The 26,080-nt window shown below is 71.7% G+C and carries 23 protein-coding genes; 9 read left to right on the top strand and 14 right to left on the bottom strand.

The window, feature by feature from the left end; genetic code table 11:
- Positions 1-2: 2 nt before the first annotated feature.
- Positions 3-3,491: a transcription-repair coupling factor gene (gene mfd, locus ACBJ59_RS28395; protein ID WP_375113290.1), complete on the bottom strand. Its 3,489-nt coding sequence runs from the start codon at positions 3,489-3,491 to the stop codon at positions 3-5.
- Between the two features lie 93 nt (positions 3,492-3,584).
- Entirely contained in the window at positions 3,585-3,947 is a 363-nt protein-coding gene (locus ACBJ59_RS28390; RefSeq protein ID WP_375113289.1) for a signal peptidase I, read from the bottom strand.
- 62 nt (positions 3,948-4,009) lie between these two features.
- On the opposite strand from ACBJ59_RS28390, the gene ACBJ59_RS28385 reads away from it, so the two are divergent.
- The 3 genes from ACBJ59_RS28385 (at position 4,010) to ACBJ59_RS28375 (ending at position 7,038) form a co-directional block, all read left to right on the top strand.
- On the top strand, positions 4,010-4,729 hold the full coding sequence (locus ACBJ59_RS28385; RefSeq protein WP_375113288.1) for a methyltransferase domain-containing protein: 720 nt from the start codon (positions 4,010-4,012) through the stop codon (positions 4,727-4,729).
- Positions 4,730-4,855: 126 nt separating this feature from the next.
- Positions 4,856-6,070 (top strand): adenylyl-sulfate kinase, encoded by a 1,215-nt coding sequence (cysC, locus tag ACBJ59_RS28380; protein WP_375113287.1) that lies wholly within the window; start codon positions 4,856-4,858, stop codon positions 6,068-6,070.
- A 149-nt stretch (positions 6,071-6,219) separates the two neighbouring features.
- Positions 6,220-7,038, top strand: a complete 819-nt coding sequence (locus ACBJ59_RS28375) for a sulfite exporter TauE/SafE family protein (RefSeq protein ID WP_375113504.1) — start codon at positions 6,220-6,222, stop codon at positions 7,036-7,038.
- On the opposite strand, the gene ACBJ59_RS28370 is transcribed toward ACBJ59_RS28375, so the two are convergent.
- A complete protein-coding gene (locus ACBJ59_RS28370) occupies positions 6,983-8,011 on the bottom strand; it encodes a glycoside hydrolase family 26 protein (protein WP_375113286.1) in 1,029 nt (342 codons plus the stop codon). The two genes, ACBJ59_RS28375 and ACBJ59_RS28370, sit on opposite strands and share 56 nt — an antisense overlap.
- Positions 8,012-8,292: 281 nt before the next feature.
- On the opposite strand from ACBJ59_RS28370, the gene ACBJ59_RS28365 reads away from it, so the two are divergent.
- The 6 genes from ACBJ59_RS28365 to ACBJ59_RS28340 are packed head-to-tail and all read left to right on the top strand — an operon-like array spanning position 8,293 to position 14,722.
- Positions 8,293-9,585 carry a Wzz/FepE/Etk N-terminal domain-containing protein gene (locus ACBJ59_RS28365; RefSeq protein WP_375113285.1) on the top strand — a complete coding sequence of 431 codons (1,293 nt, stop codon included), beginning with the start codon at positions 8,293-8,295 and terminating at the stop codon, positions 9,583-9,585.
- Positions 9,582-10,847 (top strand): hypothetical protein, encoded by a 1,266-nt coding sequence (locus ACBJ59_RS28360; protein WP_375113284.1) that lies wholly within the window; start codon positions 9,582-9,584, stop codon positions 10,845-10,847. The genes ACBJ59_RS28365 and ACBJ59_RS28360 overlap by 4 nt, the downstream gene beginning before the upstream one ends.
- The gene (locus tag ACBJ59_RS28355; RefSeq protein ID WP_375113283.1) at positions 10,844-11,740 is read left to right on the top strand and encodes a hypothetical protein; all 897 of its coding nucleotides are present in this window, start codon (positions 10,844-10,846) and stop codon (positions 11,738-11,740) included. The genes ACBJ59_RS28360 and ACBJ59_RS28355 overlap by 4 nt, the downstream gene beginning before the upstream one ends.
- 5 nt (positions 11,741-11,745) lie before the next feature.
- A complete protein-coding gene (locus tag ACBJ59_RS28350) occupies positions 11,746-12,591 on the top strand; it encodes a sulfotransferase domain-containing protein (RefSeq protein WP_375113503.1) in 846 nt (281 codons plus the stop codon).
- Complete coding sequence (locus tag ACBJ59_RS28345; RefSeq protein ID WP_375113282.1) at positions 12,588-13,832, top strand: lipopolysaccharide biosynthesis protein; 1,245 nt, start codon at positions 12,588-12,590, stop codon at positions 13,830-13,832. Before ACBJ59_RS28350 ends, ACBJ59_RS28345 begins: the two co-directional genes overlap by 4 nt.
- Positions 13,829-14,722, top strand: a complete 894-nt coding sequence (locus ACBJ59_RS28340; RefSeq protein WP_375113281.1) for a sulfotransferase — start codon at positions 13,829-13,831, stop codon at positions 14,720-14,722. Before ACBJ59_RS28345 ends, ACBJ59_RS28340 begins: the two co-directional genes overlap by 4 nt.
- Here ACBJ59_RS28340 and ACBJ59_RS28335 read toward each other — a convergent pair.
- From ACBJ59_RS28335 to glmU, 11 genes are all read right to left on the bottom strand, one after another.
- The gene (locus ACBJ59_RS28335) at positions 14,709-15,440 is read right to left on the bottom strand and encodes a WecB/TagA/CpsF family glycosyltransferase (RefSeq protein ID WP_375113280.1); all 732 of its coding nucleotides are present in this window, start codon (positions 15,438-15,440) and stop codon (positions 14,709-14,711) included. The two genes, ACBJ59_RS28340 and ACBJ59_RS28335, sit on opposite strands and share 14 nt — an antisense overlap.
- Positions 15,441-15,838: 398 nt before the next feature.
- Positions 15,839-16,717 (bottom strand): glycosyltransferase family 2 protein, encoded by an 879-nt coding sequence (locus ACBJ59_RS28330; protein ID WP_375113279.1) that lies wholly within the window; start codon positions 16,715-16,717, stop codon positions 15,839-15,841.
- Positions 16,714-17,616, bottom strand: coding sequence for a sulfotransferase (locus ACBJ59_RS28325; protein ID WP_375113278.1), 903 nt, complete (start codon positions 17,614-17,616; stop codon positions 16,714-16,716). Before ACBJ59_RS28325 ends, ACBJ59_RS28330 begins: the two co-directional genes overlap by 4 nt.
- A gap of 91 nt (positions 17,617-17,707) precedes the next feature.
- A complete protein-coding gene (cysN, locus tag ACBJ59_RS28320; RefSeq protein WP_375113277.1) occupies positions 17,708-18,970 on the bottom strand; it encodes a sulfate adenylyltransferase subunit CysN in 1,263 nt (420 codons plus the stop codon).
- Positions 18,971-19,885 (bottom strand): sulfate adenylyltransferase subunit CysD, encoded by a 915-nt coding sequence (gene cysD, locus ACBJ59_RS28315; protein WP_364128942.1) that lies wholly within the window; start codon positions 19,883-19,885, stop codon positions 18,971-18,973.
- Positions 19,886-19,904: 19 nt separating this feature from the next.
- Positions 19,905-20,669 carry a 3'(2'),5'-bisphosphate nucleotidase CysQ gene (locus ACBJ59_RS28310; protein ID WP_375113276.1) on the bottom strand — a complete coding sequence of 255 codons (765 nt, stop codon included), beginning with the start codon at positions 20,667-20,669 and terminating at the stop codon, positions 19,905-19,907.
- Positions 20,669-22,108 carry a sugar transferase gene (locus ACBJ59_RS28305; protein ID WP_375113275.1) on the bottom strand — a complete coding sequence of 480 codons (1,440 nt, stop codon included), beginning with the start codon at positions 22,106-22,108 and terminating at the stop codon, positions 20,669-20,671. Before ACBJ59_RS28305 ends, ACBJ59_RS28310 begins: the two co-directional genes overlap by 1 nt.
- A 108-nt stretch (positions 22,109-22,216) precedes the next feature.
- Positions 22,217-22,801, bottom strand: coding sequence for an aminoacyl-tRNA hydrolase (gene pth / locus ACBJ59_RS28300; protein WP_364128934.1), 585 nt, complete (start codon positions 22,799-22,801; stop codon positions 22,217-22,219).
- 69 nt (positions 22,802-22,870) lie between these two features.
- A complete protein-coding gene (locus ACBJ59_RS28295; RefSeq protein ID WP_375113274.1) occupies positions 22,871-23,491 on the bottom strand; it encodes a 50S ribosomal protein L25/general stress protein Ctc in 621 nt (206 codons plus the stop codon).
- A 96-nt stretch (positions 23,492-23,587) separates the two neighbouring features.
- Positions 23,588-24,565, bottom strand: coding sequence for a ribose-phosphate diphosphokinase (locus tag ACBJ59_RS28290; RefSeq protein ID WP_364128928.1), 978 nt, complete (start codon positions 24,563-24,565; stop codon positions 23,588-23,590).
- Positions 24,562-26,010: a bifunctional UDP-N-acetylglucosamine diphosphorylase/glucosamine-1-phosphate N-acetyltransferase GlmU gene (gene glmU / locus ACBJ59_RS28285; protein WP_375113273.1), complete on the bottom strand. Its 1,449-nt coding sequence runs from the start codon at positions 26,008-26,010 to the stop codon at positions 24,562-24,564. Before glmU ends, ACBJ59_RS28290 begins: the two co-directional genes overlap by 4 nt.
- Positions 26,011-26,080: the final 70 nt, after the last annotated feature.

Here is a 26,080-nt window from a genome sequence, read left to right as displayed (position 1 = left end):
CGCTAGCTTACCCGTGCGGGCTCGAGGAACATCGCCTCGACCAGGTCACCGCACCATTTGAGCAGGTCGAGATCGCGCAGCGGCTGCCCGCCCAGGGGCTTGGTCTTCGGGACCGGCACCAGCAACGTCTCCGCCGCCTGCTTGTATATCGCCTTCTTGTACAGCCGGTCGAGCCGGACCTGCTGCGACTCCTTGAGCCTGGCCGGGCCGAACTTGATGTTCTGCCCCTGCAGCGTGACGTCCGTGAGCCCGGCGGAGCGGGCCTTGATCCGGAACATGGCGACCTCCAGGAGGTTCTCCACCTCCGCCGGGGGCTTGCCGTAGCGGTCGGTCAGCTCGTCGCGCACCTCGTCGATGTCGGCCGGGGAGCTGATGGCCGCGATCCGCTTGTACGCCTCCAGCCGCAGCCGCTCGGAGGTCACGTAGTCGTGCGGGATGTGGGCGTTGATCGGCAGCTCGACCTTGACGTCGTGCTGCTCCTCCTGCACCTCGACGCCCGACAGCTTGGCCTTCTGCTCCTGCACGGCCTCGGCCATGAGCCGGACGTACAGGTCGAAGCCGACGCCCGCGATGAACCCGGACTGTTCGGCGCCCAGCACGTTGCCCGCGCCGCGGATCTCCAGGTCCTTCATCGCGACGTACATGCCCGCGCCCATCTCGGTGTGCTGCGAGATCGTCGCCAGCCGCTCGTGGGCGGTCTCGGTCAGCGGCTTCTCCGGCGGGTAGAGGAAGTACGCGTAACCGCGCTCCCTGCCTCGCCCGACCCGGCCGCGGAGCTGGTGGAGCTGCGACAGGCCGTAGTTGTCGGCCCGGTCCACGATCAGCGTGTTGGCGTTGGGCACGTCGAGCCCGGACTCGACGATCGTGGTGGAGACCAGCAGGTCGTATTCGCGCTCCCAGAAGCCCACCATGATCTTCTCGAGCTGGTGCTCGTTCATCTGCCCGTGGGCCACCGCGATGCGCGCCTCGGGAACCAGCTCCCGCAGCCGCGCCGCGACCCGGTTGATCGAGGCCACCCGATTGTGCACGAAGAAGACCTGGCCGTCGCGCATCAGCTCGCGCCGGATCGCGGCCCCGATCTGCTTCTCCTCGTAAGGCCCCACGAACGTGAGGATCGGGTGGCGCTCCTCCGGCGGCGTGAGGATCGTGGACATCTCGCGGATGCCGGTCAGCCCCATCTCCAGCGTGCGCGGGATCGGCGTGGCGGACATGGCCAGCACGTCCACCTGGGTGCGCAGGTGCTTCATCGCCTCTTTGTGCTCGACGCCGAACCGCTGCTCCTCGTCGATGATGATCAGCCCCAGGTCCTTGAACCTGACCTCGGGGCTGAGCAGCCGGTGCGTGCCGATCACCACGTCGACCGCACCCGCCCGGAGACCTTCGAGCGTGCCCTTGACCTCGCCGTCGGTCTGGAAGCGCGAGACCGCCTTGATCGCCACGGGGAAGCTGGAGAAGCGCTCGGCGAAGGTGGACATGTGCTGCTGCACCAACAGCGTCGTGGGCACCAGCACCGCGACCTGCTTGCCGTCCTGCACCGCCTTGAACGCCGCGCGCACCGCGATCTCGGTCTTGCCGTAGCCGACGTCGCCGCAGATCAGCCGGTCCATCGGGATGCCGCGCTCCATGTCGCGCTTGACCTCGTCGATGGCCTCCAGCTGGTCGCCGGTCTCGGCGTACGGGAAGGCGTCCTCCATCTCCCGCTGCCACGGCGTGTCGGCCCCGAACGCGTGCCCGGGCGAGGCCATCCGGGCGGAGTAGAGCCTGATCAGCTCCCCGGCGATCTCCTTGACCGCCTTCTTCGCCCGGGACTTGGCCTTGGCCCAGTCGGCGCCGCCCATGCGGTTGAGCGTGGGCGCCTCGCCGCCGACGTAGCGGGTGACCTCGTCGAGCTGGTCGGTCGGCACGTAGAGGCGGTCGCCCTTGGCGTATTCGATGACCAGGTATTCGCGGGTGGCGCCCTGCACCGTGCGCTGCACCATCTCGATGTAGCGGCCCACGCCGTGCTGCTCGTGCACCACGTGGTCGCCGACCTTGAGCTGGAGCGGGTCGACCATGTTGCGGCGGCGGGAGGGCAGGCGCCGCATGTCCTTGGTGGAGGCCTTCTGCCCGACCAGGTCGAGGTGGGTGAGGACGGCCAGGTTGGGGGTGATGAAGCCGTGCTCGATCAGGCCGGTCGAGACGTGGACGACCTTCGCCTCAGGCGCCTTGTCGAGATATTTCCGCAGCCGTGCGGGAACGTCGACACCCTTGAGCAGCTCCACCATGCGCTCGGCCGGCCCGTGGCCCTCGCTGAGCAGCACGACCGCCTTCTCGTCGGCCAGCCAGCCCTTGATGTCGGCCAGCGCCTTGGCGGTGTCGCCGCGGTAGGCCTCGGAGTCCTGCGCGTCCAGCTCCACCCCGTTGCCGAACGGCGCCATCGTCCACCACGGCTGGCCCAGCACGTCGGCGTGCCCGCGGATCTCCTCCAGCGAGCGGAACGCGGCCGCGCCCAGGTCGATCGGCGCCTCGCCGCCGGCCGCCGCGTTGATCCAGGAGGCTTCGAGGAACTCCTGCGAGGTGCGTACGAGCTCCTCGCTGCGCCCCCTGATCCGCTCGGGGTCGCACACGAACACCGCCGACCTGGCCGGCAGGTGGTCGAGCAGCAGGTCCATCTCCCCGGCCAGCACCGGCGCGAACGCCTCCATGCCCTCGACCGGCGTGCCCTCGGCGAGCTGGTCGAGCACCTCGGCCAGCGCCGGGTGCTCCTCGGCCAGCTCTCGCGCCTTGGCCCTGACCTCGTCGGTCAGCAGCAGCTCGCGGCACGGCGGCGCGAACAGGCCGTCCTCGGCCGCCTCCAGCGAGCGCTGGTCGGCCACCTTGAACCAGCGGATCTCCTCGACCGTGTCGCCCCAGAACTCCAGCCGCAGCGGGTGCTCCTCGGTCGGCGGGAACACGTCGAGCAGCCCGCCCCGCACGGCCACCTCGCCGCGCTTCTCCACCATGTCCACCCGGTGGTAGCCGTTGTTGACCAGGTTGGTGACCACCTCGTCGAGGTCCGCGTCGTCACCGGCGCGCAGCCTGATGGGCTCCAGATCACCGAGCCCCTTCACGATCGGCTGCAGCAACGCCCTGATCGGGGCCACGATCACGCTGAGCGGCCCGGCCGCGGCGTCGCCCTTGACCGGGTGCGCCAGCCGGCGCAGCACCGCCAGCCGCTGTCCCACGGTGTCGCTGCGCGGCGAGAGCCGCTCGTGCGGCAGCGTCTCCCATGTCGGGAACACCGCCACCAGGCTCGGCTCGATCAGGCTGGTCAGCGCGGCGGCCAGGTCTTCCGCCTCGCGCCCGGTCGCGGTGACGGCGAGCACGGTCCGCTGGTCGTGCCCGGCCAGCGCGGCCACGCCGAACGGCCTCAGCGCGGACGGCGCGATCAGCGACACATCGCCGCCCTCTTCGAGAGCGGCGGTCAGTTTCGGGTCGGCGCGAACAAGGTCAAGCAGTCCGGAAAGACTCATCAGATACGCCCACAGCCCCACGACGGCAACACGACTACCCCCGGCCGGGTCAGGTCGCGGGGGTCCCTTCAAGACTACTCGCCACACCCACCGTCAGCCGACGCGGTAGCCGGGCACCGACGGCCAGCGAACGGTCAGCACGGTGGACTCCACCTCCGCCCGCCAGGAATGGTCGACGCCCTTGCCCCAGACCACGTAGTCGCCGGGCTCGGCCAGCAACACGCTGCGGCCCGGCAGTTCCACCCGGAACCGGCCGCTGATCAGGACGAGCAGGGCGGTGCGGTCCTCGCCCCTGACCCACTCCGCGCGCTCGTCGCCGGGAGGGTGCACGCCCCACTTGATCTCGACATCGTCGCTGTGCCTTGGATCGCCCGGGGGTTTGAAGTGACCGAGCAACCACCCCCGGTCCAGGGCCGCGTCCACACCGGCGTTGCCCACGTAGACCCGATCGCTCACGAGCCAGGACGCTAGCAGGGAAATGCATTACTGATACCGATTGATTGATTACTGTAGGTCACATGTCTGAGGTGCGATCGGTCGCCCAGCGAGGCGACCTCTTCGGTGAGCGGGTCCGCGAGCACTGTGCCGGGCAGCCGATCAGGCGGCTCGACGTGCTGGTCGCCGGGTGCGCGCACGACGAACCCCTGGTGCTCGACCACGTCGAGACGAGGGCCACCGGGGCCGACGAGGACCACCCCGCGGTGAGGAGGGTGCTGGAGGAGCGGGCCGACCTGGTCGCCTGGTCGCTGGGGGATCTGCGCTGCGTGCCGCTGCCGCCCAGGGCCTTCGACGTCATCCAGCTCTCCTTCCTGCTGGAACGGGTCAGACACGCCGAGCTGGTGTTCGACCGGCTGCTGCAGTCGCTGCGGCCGGGCGGCCTGGTGCTGCTGCGCATGCGCGACCGCAGGTCGGCCTACGGCCTGCTCGACCGCATCATGCCGTCGTTGGTGCGCCGCCTGCTGTGGCGGATTCTGGTCAGGAGGGGCACGCCGGGCCCGCTGCCGGCCGTGTACGAGCCGCTGGCGTCGAGCGACGGCCTGTACGCGTTCTGCCTCAGCCGCGGCCTCATGATCACCGACGACGAGCGCAACACCAGCGGCCCGGCCCGCACGGGCCGGATCGGCGCCGCCGCCGTCACGCTGATGGCCCGGCTGACCAACGGCCGCTTCCCCGCCTCCCACGACGAGATCACCATGGTGATCAGAAAACCCCAGCACCACTTCGCCCGGCTCATCTGACCCGGCGCCCCGCGCCGTGCGGGGCAGGGGGGACGGTCGTGCGGGGTGCGGTCTAGCGACACACTGGTACCAGTCGCTAGACTTCTTTCCTACCAATTCAATCGGAATAGTTGGGATGTAGGCATCGTGGAGTGGACCCCCGACCCGCGCGAGCTGGCCGACCTCGAGCTGCTGCTCTCCGGCGCGTTCGAGCCGCTGACGGGGTTCCTGGGCCACGACGACCTGCACGCGGTGCACGAACGCGGCACCCTGGCCGACGGCACCCGGTGGCCCGCGGCCGTCACCCTCCACCTGCCCGCCGACGTCTCCCCCGGCGACGAGGTCACGCTGCTCGACCCCGAGGGCCTGGCGCTGGCCGCGCTCACCGTGACCGCCCGCGAGCCCGACGGCCTGACCTCGGGCCCGGTCAAGGGCCTGAGCGCGCCGGAGCACGGGCCGTTCGCGCGCCTGCGGCGCACCCCGGCCGAGGTCAAGGACGAGCTGGGCGGGCGGCCCGCGCTGGCCGTCACCATGCGGGGGCCCCTCGACGACCTCTCCGAGATCGTCGGCACGGCCCAGGACCTGGGCGCGGTGATCATGCTGCTCCCCCTCTCGTACGGCGAGGCGGGCCCGGCCGTCGTCCGCGCCGCGCTGCGCGCCAAGGAGAAGCTCCCCGCGGACACGATCGTCGTGTCGGTGCCCCTGGCGCCGCGCGACGAGCCCGAGATCGACCTGGAGCTGCGCGAGCACGTCGCCACCGCCTACGGCGCGGCGGAGCACCTTGCGGGCCCCGACCCCGTGCACATCCCCGGCCCGCCGCACCGGCGCGGCCTGGTGGTGTTCTTCACCGGCCTGTCCGGCTCGGGCAAGTCCACGATCGCCCGCGGCCTGCGCGACACGCTGCTGGAGCTCGGCACCCGCACGGTGACCTACCTCGACGGCGACGTGGTGCGCCACCTGCTGTCCAAGGGCCTGACCTTCTCCAAGGCCGACCGCGACCTGAACATCCGCCGCATCGGCTTCGTCGCCGCCGAGACCGCCCGCCACGGCGGCCTGGCCATCTGCGCCCCGATCGCGCCGTACGCGGGCACCCGCGAGGAGGTGCGCGAGATGGTCGAGTCGGTCGGCGCGGACTTCCTGCTGGTGCACGTCGCCACGCCGCTGGAGGAGTGCGAGCGGCGCGACCGCAAGGGCCTGTACGCCAAGGCCCGCGCCGGTCTCATCCCCGAGTTCACCGGCATCTCCGACCCCTACGAGGAGCCGGACGACGCCGACCTGGTGATCGACACCACGCACATCTCGGTCGAGGCGGCCGTGTCCCGGGTGCTGGACACGCTGAAGGGCGGAGGGTGGATCCGTTGACGGAGCGGACCCGACGCGCCGAGCGGAGTGGCGGCCGATGAGCGGGGCACCCCGCGGAACGAAGGAGGAGCGGTGATCGACCGTTGAGCGCGGACTGGGCGCTGATCGGCGGGTCCTTCCTCGTCGCCGTCGTGGTCGGGCTGACCGGGATGGGCGGCGGGGCTCTCATGACCCCGATGATGATGTTGTTCTTCAACGTGCCGCCGCTGGCCGCGGTCTCCAGCGACCTGGTCGCCTCGGCCGTGATGAAGCCGGTCGGCAGCGTCGTGCACCTGCGCCGCGGCACCGTCAACCTGCGCCTGGTCGGCTGGTTGTGCGCGGGCTCGGTGCCGGCCGCCTTCTGCGGGGTCTTCCTGGCCCGGGCGTTCGCGGTCACCGACGCGGTCAAGTACGCCCTCGGCGTCGCCCTGTTGCTGGCCGTCGCGGGCATGGCGATCAAGAGCTGGCTCGGCTCGAGGGGTGGAGAGTCGAGCACCCACGACATCGTCGTGCGCCCAATTCCGACCCTACTGGTCGGTATGGTGGGCGGTGTGGTGGTCGGCGTCTCCTCCGTCGGATCGGGCTCGCTGATCATCGTGGCCCTGCTCGTCCTCTATCCGGCGCTCAAGGCCAACCAGCTCGTCGGCACCGACCTGGTGCAGGCCGTGCCGCTGGTCACCGCCGCCGCGCTCGGCCACCTGCTGTTCGGCGACTTCCAGCTGGACCTCACGGTGTCGCTGCTCATCGGCTCGATCCCGGGCGTCTACCTCGGCGCCAGGATCTCCTCGCGCGCCCCCGGCGGCCTGATCAGGGCCCTGCTGGCGATCGTCCTGCTCGCCTCCGCGCTCAAGCTGCTCGACGCGAGCAACATCCTCACCGTCTGGGCGCTCGCGGCGGCCGTCGCGGTCACGATCGCGGGCTGGCGCCTGCGGGTCAGGGCCGCGGCACGGGCGTCGAGCGAAAGTACGGATCTCGAGCCAGCTCGCTGAACGCCTTGTCGGCCCCCGTATCGGAGTCGAAGCTCGTGTCGCCGCGCGGCGCCTGCGGCGAGTCGAAGTAGAGCAGCGCTTTGATCTGCGGATAGCGCTTGATCTGCTTGAGCACCGACTCGAAGAACTTCCGCTTGAACGAGCGGTCGTGCGGCCGCTCGAACACCCCCCACTCGGCCACCATGACCGGTTTGCCGGGGAAGCGCGCCTGCATCCACCGGTAGAACCCCGGCCACTCCGGATATTCCTTGCGCGTCTTGTTCACGAGCCCCTCGAAGTCGTGCACCCGGTCGTCGGCGTACGGGTCCATGGCCACCCAGTCGACCACGTCGTCACCCGGGTAGAGGTCCTCGAACCAGGACTTGGCCGCCCAGTTGGGCGCCCCCATGTACGTCATGACCACGACGGCGTTCTTCACCCCGCCGGCCCGCAGCCTGAGCACCACGTGCCGGAACATGGCCGCGTAGTCGGTGGCCTGCATGCCCGAGCCCGACGCGGAGTCGACGTCGTTCTCCGGCTCGTGGTGCAGGGTGAGGAAGAACCGCTCGGGGAAGGTGCGCCTGAGGTAGGCGGCCAGCCGGTCGATCCGGGCGTCGAGGGCCCCGCGGGCGATCTCCGCCCAGGTGTGGTCGAACGACGGCTTCCAGTTGATCATCAGCAGCCGCGGCCTGGCCGGGTCTCGGGCGAGCCGGACCTCCGCCGCGGTGGGGAACAGCTCGCTGCCCCGGTGATAGACGTGCAGCACGTCGGCAGCGGCGCCCATGCGCGACTCCGCGCCGTGCAGCGCCTGCTCCACCGGCGCGCCGGTGAAGACCTCGGGCGCCATGCCCCACCAGGCGCCGCAGGACGGGATGAGCCTGGAGGTGGCCGTACAGGCGGGCGATCCCGCGACCTCCTTCACCGCAGGGGCCTCGGCCGGCGGCAGGGCGTTGGAGCCCTCCGCGCCGGAGCAGGCGGCCAGCACCGCGGCCACGGCCAGAATGGCACCGCCGGATGTTGCTTTCAGCGAAATTCCCCGTAGCTGCAAAGCCTTCCAACTCCCTCGTCGAACGACCCCCGCCTCTCACTCCTGAACCTTGCCATGTCATTCCTGGAACTTCAGCCAGTGTGGAAGTCTCCCCAGTTCGTGGCGGTCAAGTAACGTTCCGCATTTCCGGATATTTCGCTTTATCGGGGAGCTTCTTTATGGCCTTACCGGAGAAAATCTTGAGTATTCAACATGGGTAATGACCGTCCGCCCTATAGTGGGCGCACATGAGCTCCGGCACCGACCTGGACGAGCATCTTTCGCTGCTGCGCAGGCGGTGGCTGCTCCTGGTGGGCTGCGTCGTGTTCGGCGGCACCGCGGGACTCGCGCTGATGCGCCTCACCCCTCCCTCCTACACCGCGACCACGCAGGTGCTGGTCATGCCGATCGGCCCGCAGGAGCCGGCCAACCAGGTGACCAACCGCCAGCGCGAGGCGCTCAACCTCGACACCGAGGCCCAGGTCGCGCAGTCGGCCGTGGTCGCGGCCCGGGCGGCCAGAACCCTGGGGCTCGCCGTCCCCGAGCCGGTCGAGGTCTCCGTGCCGCCCAACTCGGCGGTGTTGTGGATCTCGGTGACCGCCGCCGACCCCGCCGTCGCGGCCACGCAGTCCCGGGCCTACGCCGAGGCGTACCTGGCCCATCGCCGCGAGAGCGCGCTGACCTCCATGGCCGAGCAGCAGGAGGCCGTGCTGAGCAAGCTCAAGCAGGTCAACGCCGGGATCGACCTCGTGATCAAGCAGCTCGACGGCCTGACCAAGGGCAGCCCGGAGCACGCGATCGCCACCCAGCGCCAGGGCGTGCTCAACCGGCAGGCGGCCAACCTGGCGCTCAAGTACGACGCGCTGAGAACGGTCGCGGTGACCCCCGGCACGGTCATCGGCCAGGCCACGCCGCCGACCGCGCCCAGCTCCCCCAGCCTGCCCCTCTACCTCGGCACCGGGCTCATGGCTGGCCTGCTGCTCGGCTCGGCCGCCGCGTACGCCCGCGACCGCCTCGACACCCGCCTGCGCACGCCCGCCGACGTCGAACGCCTCACCGGCCTGCCGGTGCTCGCCGACCTGTCGAGCCCGCGCGAGCACGGCGTGCTGCACGAGCTGGCCTGCGCCGTGGTCTCCGCGTGCCCGGGCAAGCGGCTGCTGGTCAGGGCCCTGCCCGCCGACCTGTACGCCTCGTCGCTGGCCGAGCCGCTCGCCGTCAGCGCGCCGCTGGTCGTGCTCGACGGCTCCGACGTGCGCGACCTGGCCAGGGCGGACGCGGCCGTGCTGCTGCTCGGGTTGGGCCGGGTCACCTCCGTGGAGGTCGCGGCCACCGTACGCCAGCTGGCCCGGCACGACGTGCCGATCGTCGGCGCGGTGACGGCCACCGACGCGGTGCCGTCGTTCGTACCCCTGCTGGAGCCGCGCCCGCACACCTCGCTCGGCAAGCTCGTCGCGACCGGCGAGCTGGAGCCGAGCGTGTCGGCCGAGACCACGCCCATGCAGGCCATCCACCACCCGCGGCGGCCGGGCAAGCCGACGTGAGAGGGCCCGCCTGGCCCATCGGGGCGCTGCTGGTCGGCTATCCGGTCTGGTGGGCGCTCGGGTTCGGCGGGCTGTCGGTGATCGTGCTGGCGGTGCCCATGGCGGTGGTGCTGTGGCGGCGCCGGCCGATCAAGGTGCCGCGCGGGTTCGGGCTGTGGGTACTGCTGCTGGCCGGCTACCTGGTGAGCGCGCTGATGCTGGCGGAGACGCCGCCGGGCACGTACGGCGAGCTGGGGGCGGGCCGGATCGTCGGCTACTCCATGCGGCTGGCGCTCTACTGCTCCGTCCTCGTCGTGCTGCTCTACCTGGGCAATCTCACCGAGCGGGAGCTGCCGCAGCTGCGCCTGGTGCGGATGCTCGGCGTGCTGTTCGTCACCACGGTCGCGGGTGGGCTGCTCGGCGTGTTCTTCCCCGCCTTCGCCTTCACCTCGCCGGTGGAGCTGCTGCTGCCCGAGTGGATCAGCGGGAACTCGTTCGTGCAGAACCTCATCCATCCCACCGCCGCGCAGACGCAGAAGGTGCTGGGGTTCGCCTCGCCGAGACCCGAGGCGCCGTACGAGTGGGCCAACGCCTGGGGCAGCAACGCGTCGGTGCTGCTGGTCTGGTTCGTGGTCGGCTGGTGGGTGTACGGCCGGGCGCGGCACCGGGCGTTCGTGGCCGTGGTGCTGGCCCTGGCGGCGATCCCCGTCGTCTACTCGCTCAACCGCGGCCTGTGGATCGGGCTCGGCCTGGCCGTGCTCTACGTGATCGTCCGGGTGGGCGGGCGTACCAGGGTGGCGCTCTGCGGGGCGGTCGTGGCGGCGGCGCTGGCGTTCATGCTGAGCCCGCTGGCCCCGCTGTTCGCGCAGCGGCTGGACAGACCGCACTCCAACGACATCCGGGCCTTCACCGTGACCGCCACCCTCACCGCGGCCGGCCACTCGCCGGTCATCGGATACGGCAACACCCGCAACGCCATGGGCAACCACCGGACGATCACCACCGGCAAGACCGAGTGGTGCGCGACCTGCGGGCACCCGCCGCTGGGGAGCGACGGGCAACTCTGGCTACTGATCATCACGCAGGGGTTCACGGGGGCGGCCCTCTACGTGGCGTTCTTCCTGGGGGCGATCCGCCGCCACTGGCGTGACCGCAGCCCCATCGGGCTGGCCGGGGTGCTCGTGATGGGGCTCGTACTGCTCTACATGTTCATCTACGACGGCCTGGTCACGCCGCTCAGCCTGTATCTCATCTCGTTCGCCCTCCTGTGGAGGAATTCATGAGTGATGCGGCTGTCCGACTTGGTTACCTCGCGGAGACCGTGCGGCTGCTGTATCCCGGCTCCGGGTCGCCCCGGGCGTACACCGTGCTGCCGCACCCCGCCGTGCCCCGGCGGCTCGCGCCGCGCCGCTGGTGGCATCTCGGGTCGCAGGTCGTGGTGCCGGTCGAGGGGTCCATCGCGGCGCATCTGAGCGAGGTCTTCCACCGGCCGGTCGAGACCGTCCTGCACGTACGTCCCGCGTTGCGGGCCAACCGCAAGCCCATCCTGGAGGCCCGCGCGGACGGGCGGCGGCTGGCGTTCGTGAAGATCGGCGACAGCGCGCGGGCCCGCGAGCTGATCAGCACCGAGGCGGCGGCCCTGCGCAGGCTGGCCGGTCTGCCCCTGAGCACGATCGCCACCCCGTCCGTGCTGCACCACGGCGACTGGCGGGGCCTGTCCGTGCTGGCCCTGTCGCCGCTGCCGGTGCGGCGCGGCCGGGTGCCGGAGCCGCTGCTGCTGGCGGCGGTCAGGGAGATCGCGGGCACCGGCGGCGCGCGCCCGGCCTGGCACGGGGACCTGGCCCCGTGGAACATCTGCCGCTCCCGCGACGGGCGGCTGCTGGTCTGGGACTGGGAACGGTACGAGGTCGGCGTCCCCTACGGGTTCGACGCCGTGCACCACTTCTTCCAGCGGGCGCTGCGCCGGATGGAGCCGCCGGTGGCGGCGCGGGCGTGCGTGGCCGGGGCCGTACGGCTGCTGGCTCCCCTGGGCCTGTCCGCGGCGACGGCCAGGCAGACCGCGCTGCGGTACCTCATCGCGCTGGCCGACCGGCACGCCGCCGACGGCCACGCGCCGCTCGGGCCGCCGGAGTCCTGGCTCAACCCGGCCGTCGACCACGAGGAGCTGCTCACGTGAGGACCATGAAGCGATCGGTGCTGTCATTGTCGCGGGCCACGGGCCGGTTCACGTCAGGGGCGCGCGTGCTGCCGTCGTTCCTGATCGCGGGGGCGCAGCGGTGCGGCACGACCTCCCTCTACCGGGCGCTGGCCCAGCACCCGCTGCTCCTCAAACCGGTCCTGCACAAGGGCGTGCACTACTTCGACGTCGCCTACTGGCGCGGGATGGCCTGGTACCAGGCGCACTTCCCGCTGCGGGTGAGCGCGGCCCTGCTCGGCCACCGGTACGGCACGCGCGCCCAGGCGTACGAATCCTCCCCCTACTACCTGTTCCATCCCCTGGCCGGGGAGCGCATCGCCATCGACCTGCCCGGCGTCAAGCTGATCGTGCTGGTCCGCGACCCGGTGGAACGGGCCTGCTCCGCGCACGCCCACGAGCTGGCCAGAGGCTTCGAGACCGAGTCGCACTTCGAGTACGCCCTGGAGCTGGAGGCCAGGCGCCTGGCCGGGGCCGAGGAGCGGCTCCGCGAATCGCCCTTCGCGCTGCACCACTCGCACCGCCACCACGGCTACCTGGCGCGAGGCCGCTACGCCGACCAGCTCGACCGCCTGGAGGCGCTGATCGGCCGCGAACGCATCCTCGTGCTCGACAGCCACCGGTTCTTCGCGGAGCCGGAGGCCGCCTACGACCGGGTGCTGGAGTTCCTGGGGGTGCCGCATCTGGGCTATCCCACGTTCGAGCGGCACAACGGCCGCGCGCTGCCGCGCCGGGTGCCCCGGGTGCTGGGGCAGGCGCTGCGGGACCACTTCGAGGCGTACGACGCGCGGCTGACCCGCTGGCTGGGCGGTGAGCCGTCGTGGCGGCGGTGAGCGTCCGGAAGGGGCTGGCGGGGCTCACGGGGGCGGCCTTCAGCGCGCTGGCGCAGTTCGTGCTGGTGGTGGTGGTGACCAGGGCGTACCCGGCGGCCGAGGCCGGCGCCTTCTTCACCGCGACCGCGCTGGCGCTCATGGCGGCGGGCATCGCGAAGCTGGACGCCGGGACCGGGCTGATCTACTTCATCGCGCGCGCCAAGACCTATGGCTATCGCGGCATTTCCGGATATATCCGGGCGGGGCTCGTGCCGTGCGTCGTGGTGGCGGCGGGCGCCGCCGTCGTGCTGTACCCGCGGCTGGGGCCGCTGGCCGGGCTGCTGCCGGTCATGGTGGCGGCCGACGTGCTGCTGGCCTCCACCCGAGGGTTCGGGGCCATGCGGCCCACCGTGCTGCTGGAGGGCGTGCTGGTGCCGGCCTGCCAGCTCGCGCTGGTCGCCGGGGCGGCGCTGGCCGGGGCGGCGGTCTGGTGGTTGCCGCTGGCGTGGGGGGTGCCGTACCTGCCGGTGCTGGTCCTCGCGGCGGGCGGGTTGCGGGGGCGGGTGCCGCGCACGCCGTACCTGCCGGGGACCGGGCGGGACCTGTGGCGGTACACGGCTCCGCGGTCGGTCGCGGGGGCGATCCAGGCGGTGTTCCAGCGGGTGGACATCGTGATCGTGGCAGTGCTCGCCGGGCCGGCGCAGGCCGCCGTCTACACGGCCGCGACCCGGTTCAAGGTGGTGGGGCAGCTCGCCAACCAGGGGCTGGCGCAGGCCGTGCAGCCGGGGCTGGTCAGGGCGCTGGCCGACGGGGAGCGGGAGCGGGCCGGTGAGCTGTACCAGGCGGCCACGGTCTGGCTGGTGCTGCTGACATGGCCGGTGTGGCTGGCGTACGCGGGGCTGGCGCCGTGGGTGCTGAAGGTGTTCGGGCCCTCGTACGACTCGGCGGTGCCGGTGGCGCTGGTGCTGGCGGGGACGATGATGGTGGCGACGGCCTGCGGGATGGTCGACGTGGTGCTGACGGCCGCCGGGCACACCGGCGCCAGCCTGCTCAACCTGCTGGCCGCGGTCGGCTGCACCGTGCTGCTCGACCTGGCGCTGATCCCGGCCCACGGCGCGCTCGGGGCGGTCGCCGGCTGGTCGGGCGGCGTGCTCGTCAAGAACCTGCTCCCCCTGTGGCAGCTGCACCGCCGCTACGGGCTGCACCCGTTCGGCCGCCACACCCTCGCGGCGCTGCGCGTGCGGCGGTGGGCGGCCGCATGACGGTCCTGGTGACGGGCCTGCCCCGGAGCGGTACGAGCTGGACGGGCAGGATGCTCGCCGCCGGCGGCGACCTGGTCTACGTCAACGAGCCGCTCAACCCCCAGCACCCGCCCGGCCGCTGCCCCGGGGTGCTCGCCGCCCGGGTGACGCACCGGTTCCAGTACATCTGCGACGACAACTCCGCCGCCTGGCTGCCCGCCTTCCGCGACACGGTCGCCCTGCGCTACCGCTGGCTGGCCGAGCTGCGCGCGAACCGCTCCCCGTACGACCTGGCCCGCCTGCTCCGCTACGGCACCGCCTTCACGCTCGGCCGCCTGGCGGGACGGCGGGCGTTGCTGGACGACCCGTTCGCGGTGCTGAGCGCGGGCTGGTTCGCGCGGCGGCTGGGGTGCCGGGTGATCGCGCTGGTACGGGATCCGGTGTCGTTCGTGGCCAGCTGGCAGCGGCTCGGGTGGACGGTGCACTTCCAGGAGCTGCTGGGGCAGCCGCTGCTGGTCCGCGACCATCCCGAGCTGCTGGAGCTGCGGGCGCTCGTCGGGTCGCGGGACCGCGTGGCCAAGGCGGCCGCGCTGTGGCGGGCGACCCGTACGATCCTGGACCGTACGCCCGGCATCCTCGTCACCTCGTACGAGTCGCTGGCCGCCGACCCGGTGCCCGGCTTCCGGCGCCTGTACGCGTACGCCGGCCTCCCCTGGACCCCCACCGCCGAACGCCGGATCACCAGGGCCTGCTGCCACGACACGGGCACGTCCCGGACCGGGGGTTTCGCGTGGTCCGGCCTGTCCCGCACGGCCTACCGCCGGATGGACTCGCGGCAGGCGCTGCTGGACGGGGCCCGGGGCCTCGGCGAGGAGGAGGCGGCCCGGATCCGCGCCCTCACCGCCGGCTGATGCGGGTGGCCAGGCAGCCGGCGAGCAGGCGTACCGCGAACGGCAGGTCGTCGACCAGATAGCGGCGCGTCAGCCGGCCGGGCTCGGCGGCGAGCCGGAACACCCACTCCAGCCCGGCGCGCCGCATCCAGCGCGGCGCCCTGGCCACCGTGCCGGCCGCGAACGCGATGGCCGCCCCGCAGCCCACGAACCACGCATCCGGCAGCTCCTCCCGCAGGTCGGCGATGAGGCGGTCCTGGCGGGGGAAGCCGAGCCCGACGAACACCAGCCGGGGCCTCGCGGCGACCACCATCCGGCGAACCCGGGCGGCCCCCTCGGGGGTGGCGTCGAAGTGGTAGGGAGGGGCGTGCACGCCGCAGATCGCCAGGCGGGGGTGGCGGCTGGCGAGCCGGCCCGCCGCCCTGCGCGCCACGCCGGGCGGGCCGCCGAGCAGGTAGACGGGCCAGCCGTGGCGGGCGGCCAGCTCGCTGAGCGACCAGATGAGGTCGGCGCCGGTGACGCGCTGGGGCACGGGGGTGCCGAGCAGCCTGGCCGCCCACACCAGCGGCATGCCGTCGGGGACGACGAGGTCGGCCGTGCACACCAGCTCTTCCAGCGCGGGGTCGGTGGCGACGGCGCGGCAGATGTCCACGTTCGGCGTGACGATCCGCCCGCCCTTCCCGGCCTCCAGCGCCACCGCGACCCGCCGCACGACCTCCCGCTCGCTCAACGCATCCACCTCGACCCCACCCACCCGCACCCGCCCCCCGCCTCCGACCCCGCCGCCTCCGAACCTTCGCCCCTGCCCCTCTCCCGCGCCTTCCGCCCCTCGCCTCCCGGGCCCCCTCAGCCCCGCACCCACTGACACGCCCGGCGAGGGCGGGGAGCACACGGGGGCACCGGGCGCGGGCGAGCACACGGCGGCACCGGGCGCAGGCGGGGGGCACTCGGAGGGCGGGACGGGCGTCGGGCGCTCGGCCGGCTCCGAGGGGCGCGGTGCGGGGACGCTGGGCCGCCGGGGCGGTGGGGTGGTGGCGGGAGGTGGGGCGGCGTCGGGGGGTGAGGCGATCCTCACGGCCGAAGCGGGCCCCGAAGCCGAAGCAGCCCCCGAAGGGGAGCCGGCGTGGGGGTGGGGGGTCAAATGCCGTGTCCTCGGTTGTGGAGGGCGGAGAGGACGGTGGACGCGGAGATCAGGCCGGCCGCCACCGCGAGCGCGATCGCGGCGCGCGGCTCGCCGGCTCGGGAGGCGAAGCTGCGGGCGGCCCAGCGGACGGCCGAGCCGCGCTGCCCGAGCGCCGCGTGCCCGAAGGCCAGCTGGCCGTAGACCCGCGCCGCGCCGCACGGGTCCACGGCCAGTTCGGGGTGCCGGGCGAGCATCCATTCGAGCCCGGCAATGCGGTCCGCCCATCGGGCGGCGTAGTGGGAGCCGGCCCAGCGCACCCGGACGAGCGGCTGGTCGACGTGGACGAGCGGTCGCCGCTTGGCGGCGCGCAGGGCCAGGTCCCAGTCCTCGTTCTGGCCGCCGGGCGCGCTCTCGTCGGGCCAGAGCACGCCGCGCCGGAACAGGAACGTCGACGAGTGCACCATCACCATCCGCGACCGGATCAGGTCGGCCACGGTGATGGCGGAGGCGCCGGCGAGGCGGGGCACGCGGCGGCGGCCGTGCTCGACCTCGATGCCGCAACTGGCGAACTCGCCCCCGTCCCGCAGGGCCCGCACCTGGGCGGTGAGCTTGCCGGGCAGCCACACGTCGTCGTCGTCGCAGAAGGCGATCAGGTCGGTGTCGCAGGCGGCGATGCCGGTGTTCCGCGCGCCGGGCAGCCCGGGGGTGAGCCTGTTGCCCAGGACCCGTACGGATCCGCCCACCCGGGGCAACGGCACCCCGTCCGCCACCACGACCACCGAGAGCTCCCCCGCGTAGTCCTGGCAGAGCACCGCCTCCACGGCCTCGCGCAGCGGCCCGGGACGGTCCCCGCGCGTCGGGATGACCACCCCGACGGACGGCCACCGGCTCACGCGGCCGCCCCCGCGTAGCCGTACCGGGCCCTGAGCGGCCACGTGAGGGCGTTGACCATGCGCCGGTCGCCGTCGGGCAGGCCCGACAGCCACGAGTCGTCCCGCCGCAGCTCCACCCGCCCCACGTGGAAGCGCATCGGGTTGCCCGAGGCGGTGTGGGAGGGCCCCAGCCAGGCGGTGCGCCCCTCGATGAACGGCAGCTCGGGCTCCGGCAGCCCGAGCCGGAGCGCCAGCGCCTTGAGGGTGGCCCCGGGGTCGGCGAGCAGGTCCTCGTACCGGATCCTGGTCACGCGGGCCCCGCGCCCGGGGAGGAGCTCCAGCGCGGCGTTCTGGGCCGCCCAGTGGACGGCGGTGCGGGCCGGGCTCCAGCGGGTCATGGGGTGGCCGTCCTCCGGCCGGTGCACGGTCCTGCTCCAGGAATGGGCGACCGCGCGCGGGTCCCTGACCACGTGCACGATGCGTACGTCCAGCCCGCCGGCCACCAGGCAGCAGGCCAGCGACGCGTGCTTGCTGGAGTCGATCACGACCGGCGCGCCCACCGCGTCGTACAGCTGCCGGTACGCCCGCGCGTACTCGGCCAGGTCGGGATGGGCGATGCGCGCGATCCTGCGGGTGCGGTCGACCCTGGCCCGCAGGGCCAGGATCCGTTCGGCCAGCCGCCGGGTCCATCCACCGAACGCGCGCTCCCCCACGAAGCGCCAGAACGGACAGGACGGAAAGGCCATACCGCACCCGCAGAGCTCTTCCGCGAGGATCCCCCGCTCCCAGAGATGCACCACCTCTCCCAGCGCCACCACGCCGGGAAGCTCGCCGAGGAGCCTCTCGAGCAGCGTGGTGCCGCTGCGGCCGAGGCCGCCGAGGTAAACCACCTGGGCGGTCGCGGGAGTGGGATCGGTCACGGGAAGGGCCTTCGCGTCGCGTGAACACGGAACGCGATGACCCTAGCGCGCAGAGTAATCAGCGGGTAACGAGAACCCTAAAAGATCTACCTCAGCTGGCGTCGATGATCATGCCGGCGCCGACCGTGCCGTTCGTGGCCTCGTCCACCAGGATGAAGCCGCCGGTCAGCCGGTTGCGGGCATAGTCGTCGACGAACATCGGCTGCGTGACCCGCAGCGACACCCGCCCGATCTCGTTGAGGCCGAGCGACGTCGCAGCCTCGTCGCGGTGCAGCGTGTTGACGTCGAGCCGGTAGTGCAGATCGCGCACCATCGCGCGGGCGGTGCGGGTCGTGTGCTTGATCGTCAGCTTGGACCTGGGCGTCAGCTTGAGGCCGTCGGCCATCCAGCAGACCATCGCCTCCAGCTCCTGCGCCACCTGCGGCTGGTTGTTGGGCCGGGCGATCATGTCGCCGCGCGAGATGTCGAGGTCGTCCTCGAAGCGCAGCGTCACCGACATGGGCGGGAACGCCTCCTCCACCGGCCCGTCGAAGGTGTCGATCGAGGCGATCCGCGTGGTCAGGCCCGACGGCAGGTGCATCACCTCGTCACCGGCCTTGAGCACGCCGCCCGCCACCTGGCCGGCGTAGCCGCGGTAGTCGTGGAAGGCGTGGTCGGTGGCCCGCTGCGGGCGGATGACGTACTGGACGGGGAAGCGCACGTCGGTCAGGTTGCGGTCGGAGGCGATGTGCACGTTCTCCAGGTGGTGCAGGAGGGAGGTGCCGAGGTACCACGGCATGTTCTCCGACCGCGAGACCACGTTGTCGCCGTTGAGCGCGGAGATCGGGATGAAGGTGAGGTCGGAGACGTTCAGCTTGGACGCGAACGCCGTGAACTCCTCCCTGATCTCCTCGAAGCGCTCCCGGGAGTAGTCGACCAGGTCCATCTTGTTGACGGCCAGCACCAGGTGCGGGACGCGCAGCAGCGAGGTCAGGAAGGCGTGCCGCCGCGACTGCTCCAGCACGCCCTTGCGGGCGTCGATGAGGATGATCGCCAGGTCGGCCGTGGAGGCGCCGGTGACCATGTTCCTCGTGTACTGGATGTGGCCGGGCGTGTCGGCGATGATGAACTTGCGGCGCGGCGTCGCGAAATAGCGGTACGCCACGTCGATCGTGATCCCCTGCTCCCGCTCCGCCCGCAGGCCGTCGGTCAGCAGCGACAGATCCGTGTATTCGGTGCCCCGGTCGCGCGAGGTCCGCTCGACGGCCTCGAGCTGGTCCTCGAAGATCGCCTTGGAGTCGAAGAGCAACCGTCCGATGAGGGTGGACTTGCCGTCGTCGACGCTTCCCGCAGTGGCAAAGCGAAGAATGTCCATTTAGAAGTAACCCTCTCGCTTACGGTCTTCCATCGCGGCCTCGGACGAGCGGTCGTCGGCCCTGGTGGCCCCGCGCTCGGTGATCCGGGTGGCCGCGATCTCCTCGATGATCTCCTCGACCGTGACGGCCGTGGACTTGACGGCGCCCGTGCAGGTCATGTCGCCCACGGTGCGGTAACGCACCACGGACTCGAACAGCGGCTCGTCGTCGCCGCGCTGGACGACGTCGGAGTCGGGCAGCAGCATGCCGTCGCGCTCGAAGACCTTGCGGGTGTGGGCGAAGTAGATGGAGGGGATCTCGATGCCCTCGCGCCTGATGTAGTCCCAGACGTCGAGCTCGGTCCAGTTGGACAGCGGGAAGACGCGGATGTGCTCACCCTTGCGGATGCGCGCGTTGTAGAGGTTCCACAGCTCGGGGCGCTGGTTCTTCGGGTCCCACTGGCCGAAGTCGTCGCGGAAGGAGAACACCCGCTCCTTGGCGCGGGCCTTCTCCTCGTCGCGCCGGGCGCCGCCGAACACCGCGTCGAACTCGTGCTCCTCGATCGCGTCGAGCAGCGTCGTGGTCTGCAGCCGGTTGCGCGAGGCGCGCCGGCCGGTCTCCTCGACGACCCGGCCCTGGTCGATGGAGTCCTGCACGCTGGCCACGATCAGCCGCGCGCCCAGCTCGGCCGAGCGGCGGTCGCGGAACTCGATGACCTCGTCGAAGTTGTGGCCCGTGTCCACGTGCATGAGCGGGAACGGGATGGCGGCGGGCCAGAACGCCTTCTCCGCGATGCGGAGCATGACGATCGAGTCCTTGCCCCCGGAGAAGAGCAGACATGGACGCTCGAACTCGGCCGCCACCTCACGCATGATGTGGATGGCCTCTGCTTCGAGCACGTCGAGCTGCGACGTCGTGTAGTCGCGCTGGAGCATGGGAGCTTCCTCCGGCGGTTCAGCGGTGCAGGTCCCGGATCCCGGCGAGCAGGGATGCCGCCAGCTCCGGTAGGGAAACCAGGATATCCGGTAGTGACGGGTCGGCTTGGTTGTAGGTCAGCTCGGAGCCGTCGATACGGCTCGCGTGGGCCCCCGCGGCCAGCGCTACGGCGACCGGCGCGGCGGAATCCCATTCGTACTGGCCACCGGCGTGTACGTACGCCTCCACCTCGCCGGTGAGCACCGCCGAGATCTTGGCCCCGGCGGACCCGATCGGCACCAGGTCGGCGCCGACGAGGTAGGCCAGCTTCTGCACGAACTCGGGCGGCCTGGTGCGGCTCACCGCGATCCGGAACCGGCCCTTCTCGTGGGAGAGCGGCTTCGGCGGCTCGGCGGTCGTCAGCGTGCGCCCCTGGGCCGGCAGCGCCACGGCGCCCGCGCTGAGCCTGCCGCGCTCCCACAACGCCACGTGCACGGCCCAGTCGGCCCTGCCCTCCTCGGAGAACTCCCGGGTGCCGTCGAGCGGATCCACGATCCACACCCGCTCCGCGCCCAACCGGCGCGGGTCGAGCCGCTCCTCGCGCGTGGCCTCCTCCGACAGCACGCTGTCGCTGGGCCGCAACCGGGCCAGCGACTCCATGAGGTAGACGTGGGCGGCCCGGTCGCCCTCGGCCCGCAGCGCGGCCGGGTCGCCGAACCCCGTGCGCTCGCGGATCCGCAGCAGCCTCTCGCCCGCCTCGGTCGCCAGATCGCCGGCGAGGGCGTGGTCGTCGCGAATCGTCATCAATATGCTCCTTGCCCGCGGGCGACGGCCGACCAAGTCTTCCACAGGATCTGGAGGTCCAGAGTGAGGGACCAGTTCTCCACGTAACGCAGGTCTAGACGTACGGATTCCTCCCAAGATAGGTCAGATCTACCACTGACCTGCCACAGCCCGGTCAGCCCAGGGCGTACGAGGAGTCGTCGGCGCACGTCGTCACCGTAGCGTGCCACCTCCTCCGGCAGCGGCGGCCGGGGCCCCACGAGCGACATGTGGCCCAGCACGACGTTGATGAGCTGCGGCAGCTCGTCCAGCGAGTGCCGGCGCATCAGCGTGCCGAGAGGAGTGACGCGTGGATCGTTCCGGATCTTGAACAACAACCCGTCGCGGTCGCTGACCAGAGTGATCTTCTGCTGCTCCGAGCCGCGCCGCATCGTACGGAACTTCAGCATCGTGAACAGCCGCCCGTCCCGGCCCACCCTGGTCTGCCGGAACAGCGCCGGACCGGGGCTGGTCGCGCGTACGGCCATCCCCAGCCCCGCCAGGACCGGCGACAGCAGCACCAGCAGCGTGGCGGCCACCAGCCGGTCGAAGACGTTCTTGACGAGCTGCCTGGCGCCGCCCAGCTCGGGGTGCTCGACGTGCAGCAGCGGCATCCCGGCGACCGGTCTGATCATGGTGCGCGGCCCGGCCACGTCCATCAGCGCGGGCGCGACGACCAGCTCCGTGTGGGTGCGCTCCAGCCGCCAGGCCAGCCGCCGCAGCGCGTGCCCGTCCATCTCGGGGCAGGCCAGCACGGCCACGGTGTCGGCGTCGTACTGGTCCACCACGATCGGCACGTCGCTGAGGTCGCCCGCGACCGGCACGTCGTCCACCCGCTGCCCGGCGTGCCCACCGGGCAGGCAGGCGGCCACGACGTCCATGCCGTGGTGGCGCTCCCTGCGGAAGAGGCGGACGAGCTCGGCGATCGAGGCCGGATGGCCGACCGCCACCACCTTGCGCATGCAGGCGCCCGCGGCCCTGCGGCGCTGCAGGGAGCGGCGCAGGGCGTACCTGAAGACCAGCGTGAAGAGCGTGACCAGCGGCAGGGCCAGCACGACGTAGCCGCGGGCCACGTCGGTCTTGGTCACGTAGGAGCCGATGGCGGTGCCGGCGGTCAGCGCCACGCCCGCCTGCACGACCCGGCGGAACTCCTCGGAGCCGACGCCCAGCATGCGCGGTTCGTAGGCCCGGGTGAGCGCCACCGCGCAGCACCACACCACCGGCAGCACCAGGCTGACCAGCAGGTACGGCAGCACGTACGGTGTGAACCCGCCGAACCTGACGGAGAACGCGGTCCCGGCCCCGATCCCCGCCCCGCACAGATCGCCCAGCACCGCCAGCAGCCGGTAGGAGCGGACCCAGGAAAGCGTGCGCGGACCGGCCCCCCAGCCAACCCCATGACCGGTCCTCACGACGGCCATGAGACCTTCACCGCGCACGCGTGCCTCCAGGCGACCATTCCTGAATGGACAGTCACAGATCGTAGCCGCGCGGGAGGCCGGGAACCGGCGAACGACCCTATGCGGTGATCAGCGAGGAGGGCCGGAAATGTGCAGATCAGCCCGGTGGAAGTCGTTCTGGGTGGCCTCCAGGCCGCGGGTCATCAGCGACTCCACGACGTCGGCGGCCCGGTCCACGAGGAAGGGCAGGTCCTTGCGCTCCATGGTGGCGAAGTCCCTGAGCACGAAGGAGGCGGCGTCCATGCGGCCGGGCGGGCGCCCGATGCCGAACCGGACCCGGAGATAGTCACGGGTGCCGAGGACCTTGGTGATGGACTTGAGCCCGTTGTGGCCGTTGTCGCCACCGCCCAGCTTGGCCCGCAGCGCGCCGTAGGGCACGTCGAGCTCGTCGTGGACGACGATCAGCCGCTCCGGGCCGATCTTGTAGAAGTCGGCGAGCGCCTTGACGGGCCCGCCGGAGAGGTTCATGTACGTCAGGGGCTTGGCCAGGATGGCGGCACGCGTCTCGCACACCTCGGCCCGGCTCTTGTGGGCCTTGAACCGCCCGCCGGCCCTGGCGGCCAGCTCGTCGAGCACCATGAAGCCCGCGTTGTGCCGGTTACCCGCGTATTCGGGGCCCGGGTTGCCCAGTCCGGCGATCAGCCAGCGATCCATGAGATCCCCCTGCAGCGGAACGGGACGGCTCGAGTCCGGCCGCCCCGTTCACGAGTGAACCCGTCGCGCCTACTCGGCGGCCTCTGCGGACTCGCCCTCGGCGGCCTCCGCGGTCTCGCCCTCGGCGACCGTCTCGGTCTCCGCCGGGGCCTCGACCGGCTTGTTGATGACGTGCAGGACGACGACCTCGGGGTCGGCGATCAGGGTGGTGCCCTGGGGCAGCTTCAGGTCGGCGGCCGTGACCACGGTGCCGATCTCGAGGCCCTCGACGTCGACCTCGACGCCGGTCGGGATGTGGGTGGCCTCGGCCTCCACCGCGATGGAGACGAGCTGCTGGTCGAGCAGGCCCTCGGAGTTGACGTCGCCGACCGTGGTGACCGGGATCTCGACCGTGACCTTCTCGCCGCGCTTGACCAGGAGCAGGTCGACGTGCTCGACGAAGCCCTTGATCGGGTCGCGCTGCACGCCCTTGGGCAGGGCGAGCTCGTCGACGCCGTCACCCTTGAGGTGGATCAGCACGTTGGCGGTGCGCAGGGCGAGCAGGACCTCGTGGCCCGGCAGGGTCAGGTGCTTGGGCTCGATGCCGTGCCCGTAGAGAACGGCGGGCACCTTGTCGGCGCGGCGGATCTTGCGAGCGGCGCCCTTGCCGAACACGGTGCGCGGCTCGGCGGCGATACGTACTTCAGACACGACATCTCCTAGGGATGCGGTAGACGGACTGTCTGCGCTCCCCCTCACCCGCCCTAGCGGAAGGCGTTACGAGCGCAACCCTCATAGCTTAATGGCTCAGGTGTCCCCTTCGAACAAGCTGGTGACCGAGCCGTCCTGGAAGATCTCGGTGATCGCGCGGGCGATGAGCGGCGCGATGGACAGCACGGTCAGCTTGTCGAAGCGGTTGGCCTGCGCCAACGGCAGCGTATTGGTGACGACGACCTCGGAGATCCGGGAGTTCTTCAGCCGGTCCACGGCGGGGTCGGAGAAGACCGCGTGGGTGGCGGCGACGATGACGTTGGTGGCGCCCTGCTCGTAGAGGGCGTCGGACGCCTTGCAGATCGTGCCCGCGGTGTCGATCATGTCGTCGATGAGCACGCAGGTGCGCCCGCGTACGGTGCCGACGACCTCGCTGACCTTCACCGAGTTGGCCACGTCGAGGTCGCGGCGCTTGTGGATGAACGCCAGCGGCGTGCCCAGGGTGTCGGCCCAGCGCTCCGACAGCCGCACGCGGCCGGTGTCGGGCGAGACGACCGTGGTGTTCTCCAGGTCGAGCTTGTTCTTGAGGTAGCTCTCCAGGACCGGCATGGCGAACAGGTGGTCCACCGGGCCGTCGAAGAAGCCCTGGATCTGCGAGGTGTGCAGGTCGATCGACATGAGCCGGTCGGCGCCCGCGGTCTTGAACAGGTCGGCCATCAGCCGGGCCGTGATGGGCTCGCGGCCGCGGCCCTTCTTGTCCTGGCGGGCGTAGCCGAAGAACGGCATGACCACGGTGATGCGCTTGGCGGAGGCCCGCTTGAGCGCGTCGACCATGATGAGCTGTTCCATGATCCACTTGTTGATGGGCCCGGTGTGGCTCTGGATGACGAAGGCGTCGCAGCCGCGTACGGACTCCAGGTAGCGGGCGTAGATCTCGCCGTTGGCGAAGTCGATGAGTTTGGTGGGGGTGAGGGAGACACCGACGTGCTCGGCCACCTCCTCGGCCAGCTCCGGATGGGCCCGCCCGGAGAAGAGCATGAGGTTCTTCTCGCCGGGCTGCTTGATGCTGGTCACTGCTGACTCTCCTGCTCTTGCTCGGTCAGCGCCCGCTCCGCGGCCGCTGCCGACTTCGTGCCCGCGCGCCTGCGCAAGACCCATTTCTCGATGTTGCGCTGCCGCGCACGTGCCACACCAATGGCGCCGGGGGGTACGTCGTCGGTGATGGTCGAGCCCGCCGCCGTGTAGGCGCCGTCGTTGACCGTCACGGGAGCGACGAGCATGGTGTCGCAGCCGACGAACGCGCCGTCACGCACGGTGGTGTGGTGCTTGTTGACCCCGTCGTAGTTGACGAAGACCGTGGAGGCGCCGATGTTGACGTCGTCGCCGATCGTGGCGTCCCCCGCGTAGGACAGGTGCGGCACCTTGGAGCGCTGGCCGACCTTGGTGTTCTTCATCTCGACGAACGTGCCGGCCTTGGACCTGCGGCCGAGGACGGTGCCGGGGCGCAGGTAGGCGTAGGGGCCCACGTTGGCCTCCGGGCCGATCTCGGCGCTGTCGCAGACGGCGTTGCGGACCACCGCGCCCTCGCCGACGAGGGTGTCGGTCAGCGTGGTGGCGGGCCCGACCTCGGCGCCGGCCTCGATGGCGGTGCTGCCGTGGAGCTGGGTGCCGGGGTGGATGACCGCGTCGGGCTCGATGCGTACGCCGACGTCGATCCAGGTGCTGGCCGGGTCGATGATCGTGACGCCGGCGCGCATGTGGGCCTCCAGCAGGCGCTGGTTGAGCACCTTGCGGGCGGCGGCCAGCTGCACGCGGTCGTTGACGCCCTCGACCTCGACGAAGTCGCCGGCCACGCAGGCTCCGACCCGGTGGCCGTCGCGGCGCAGGATGGCCAGGACGTCGGTGAGGTATTCCTCGCCCTGGGCGTTGTCGGTGGACACGCGCTTGACCGCGTCGGCGAGCAGGAGGCCGTCGAAGGCGTAGATGCCGGAGTTCATCTCCCTGATGGCGCGCTGCGCGGGGCTGGCGTCCTTCTCCTCGACGATCTCCAGCACCGCGCCGGCGTCGTCGCGGATGACCCGCCCGTAGCCGGTCGGGTCGGGCACCTCGGCCGTCAGCACGGTGACCGCGTTGCCGTCGGCGGCATGCCGTTCCAGCAGCTCGGTCAGGGTCTGGGTGCGCAGGAGCGGCACGTCGCCGTAGGTGACCAGGACCGTGCCGGAGATCGTGCCGACCTCTTCGAGCACGGTCCGCACGGCGTGGCCGGTGCCCCGCTGCTCCCGCTGGACGACGGCGCGGGCGTCGGGGCTGGTGGCGGCCAGATGGCCGCCGACCCGCTCCAGCGCGTGGCCGATGACGACGATGAGCTGCTCGGGACCGAGGTCGCGGGCGGCGGAGAGCATGTGGTCGACCAGCGCGCGGCCGCACACCTCATGCAGGACTTTCGGGGTCTGGCTCTTCATCCGGGTGCCCTCGCCGGCGGCGAGGACGATGACGGCTGCCGGGCGCGGCACACTCACGGACTGAGGCTCCCTGTGACTGGACGGATCAGGGTTCGGTGCATCGACTGCACAGCTGCGAATGGGCCGC

It is taken from the genome of Nonomuraea sp. MTCD27 (assembly GCF_041950495.1).
Taxonomy (GTDB): domain Bacteria; phylum Actinomycetota; class Actinomycetes; order Streptosporangiales; family Streptosporangiaceae; genus Nonomuraea.
The sequence above is the reverse complement of the archived record's forward strand: the minus strand, read 5'-3'. Positions and strand labels throughout refer to the sequence as shown.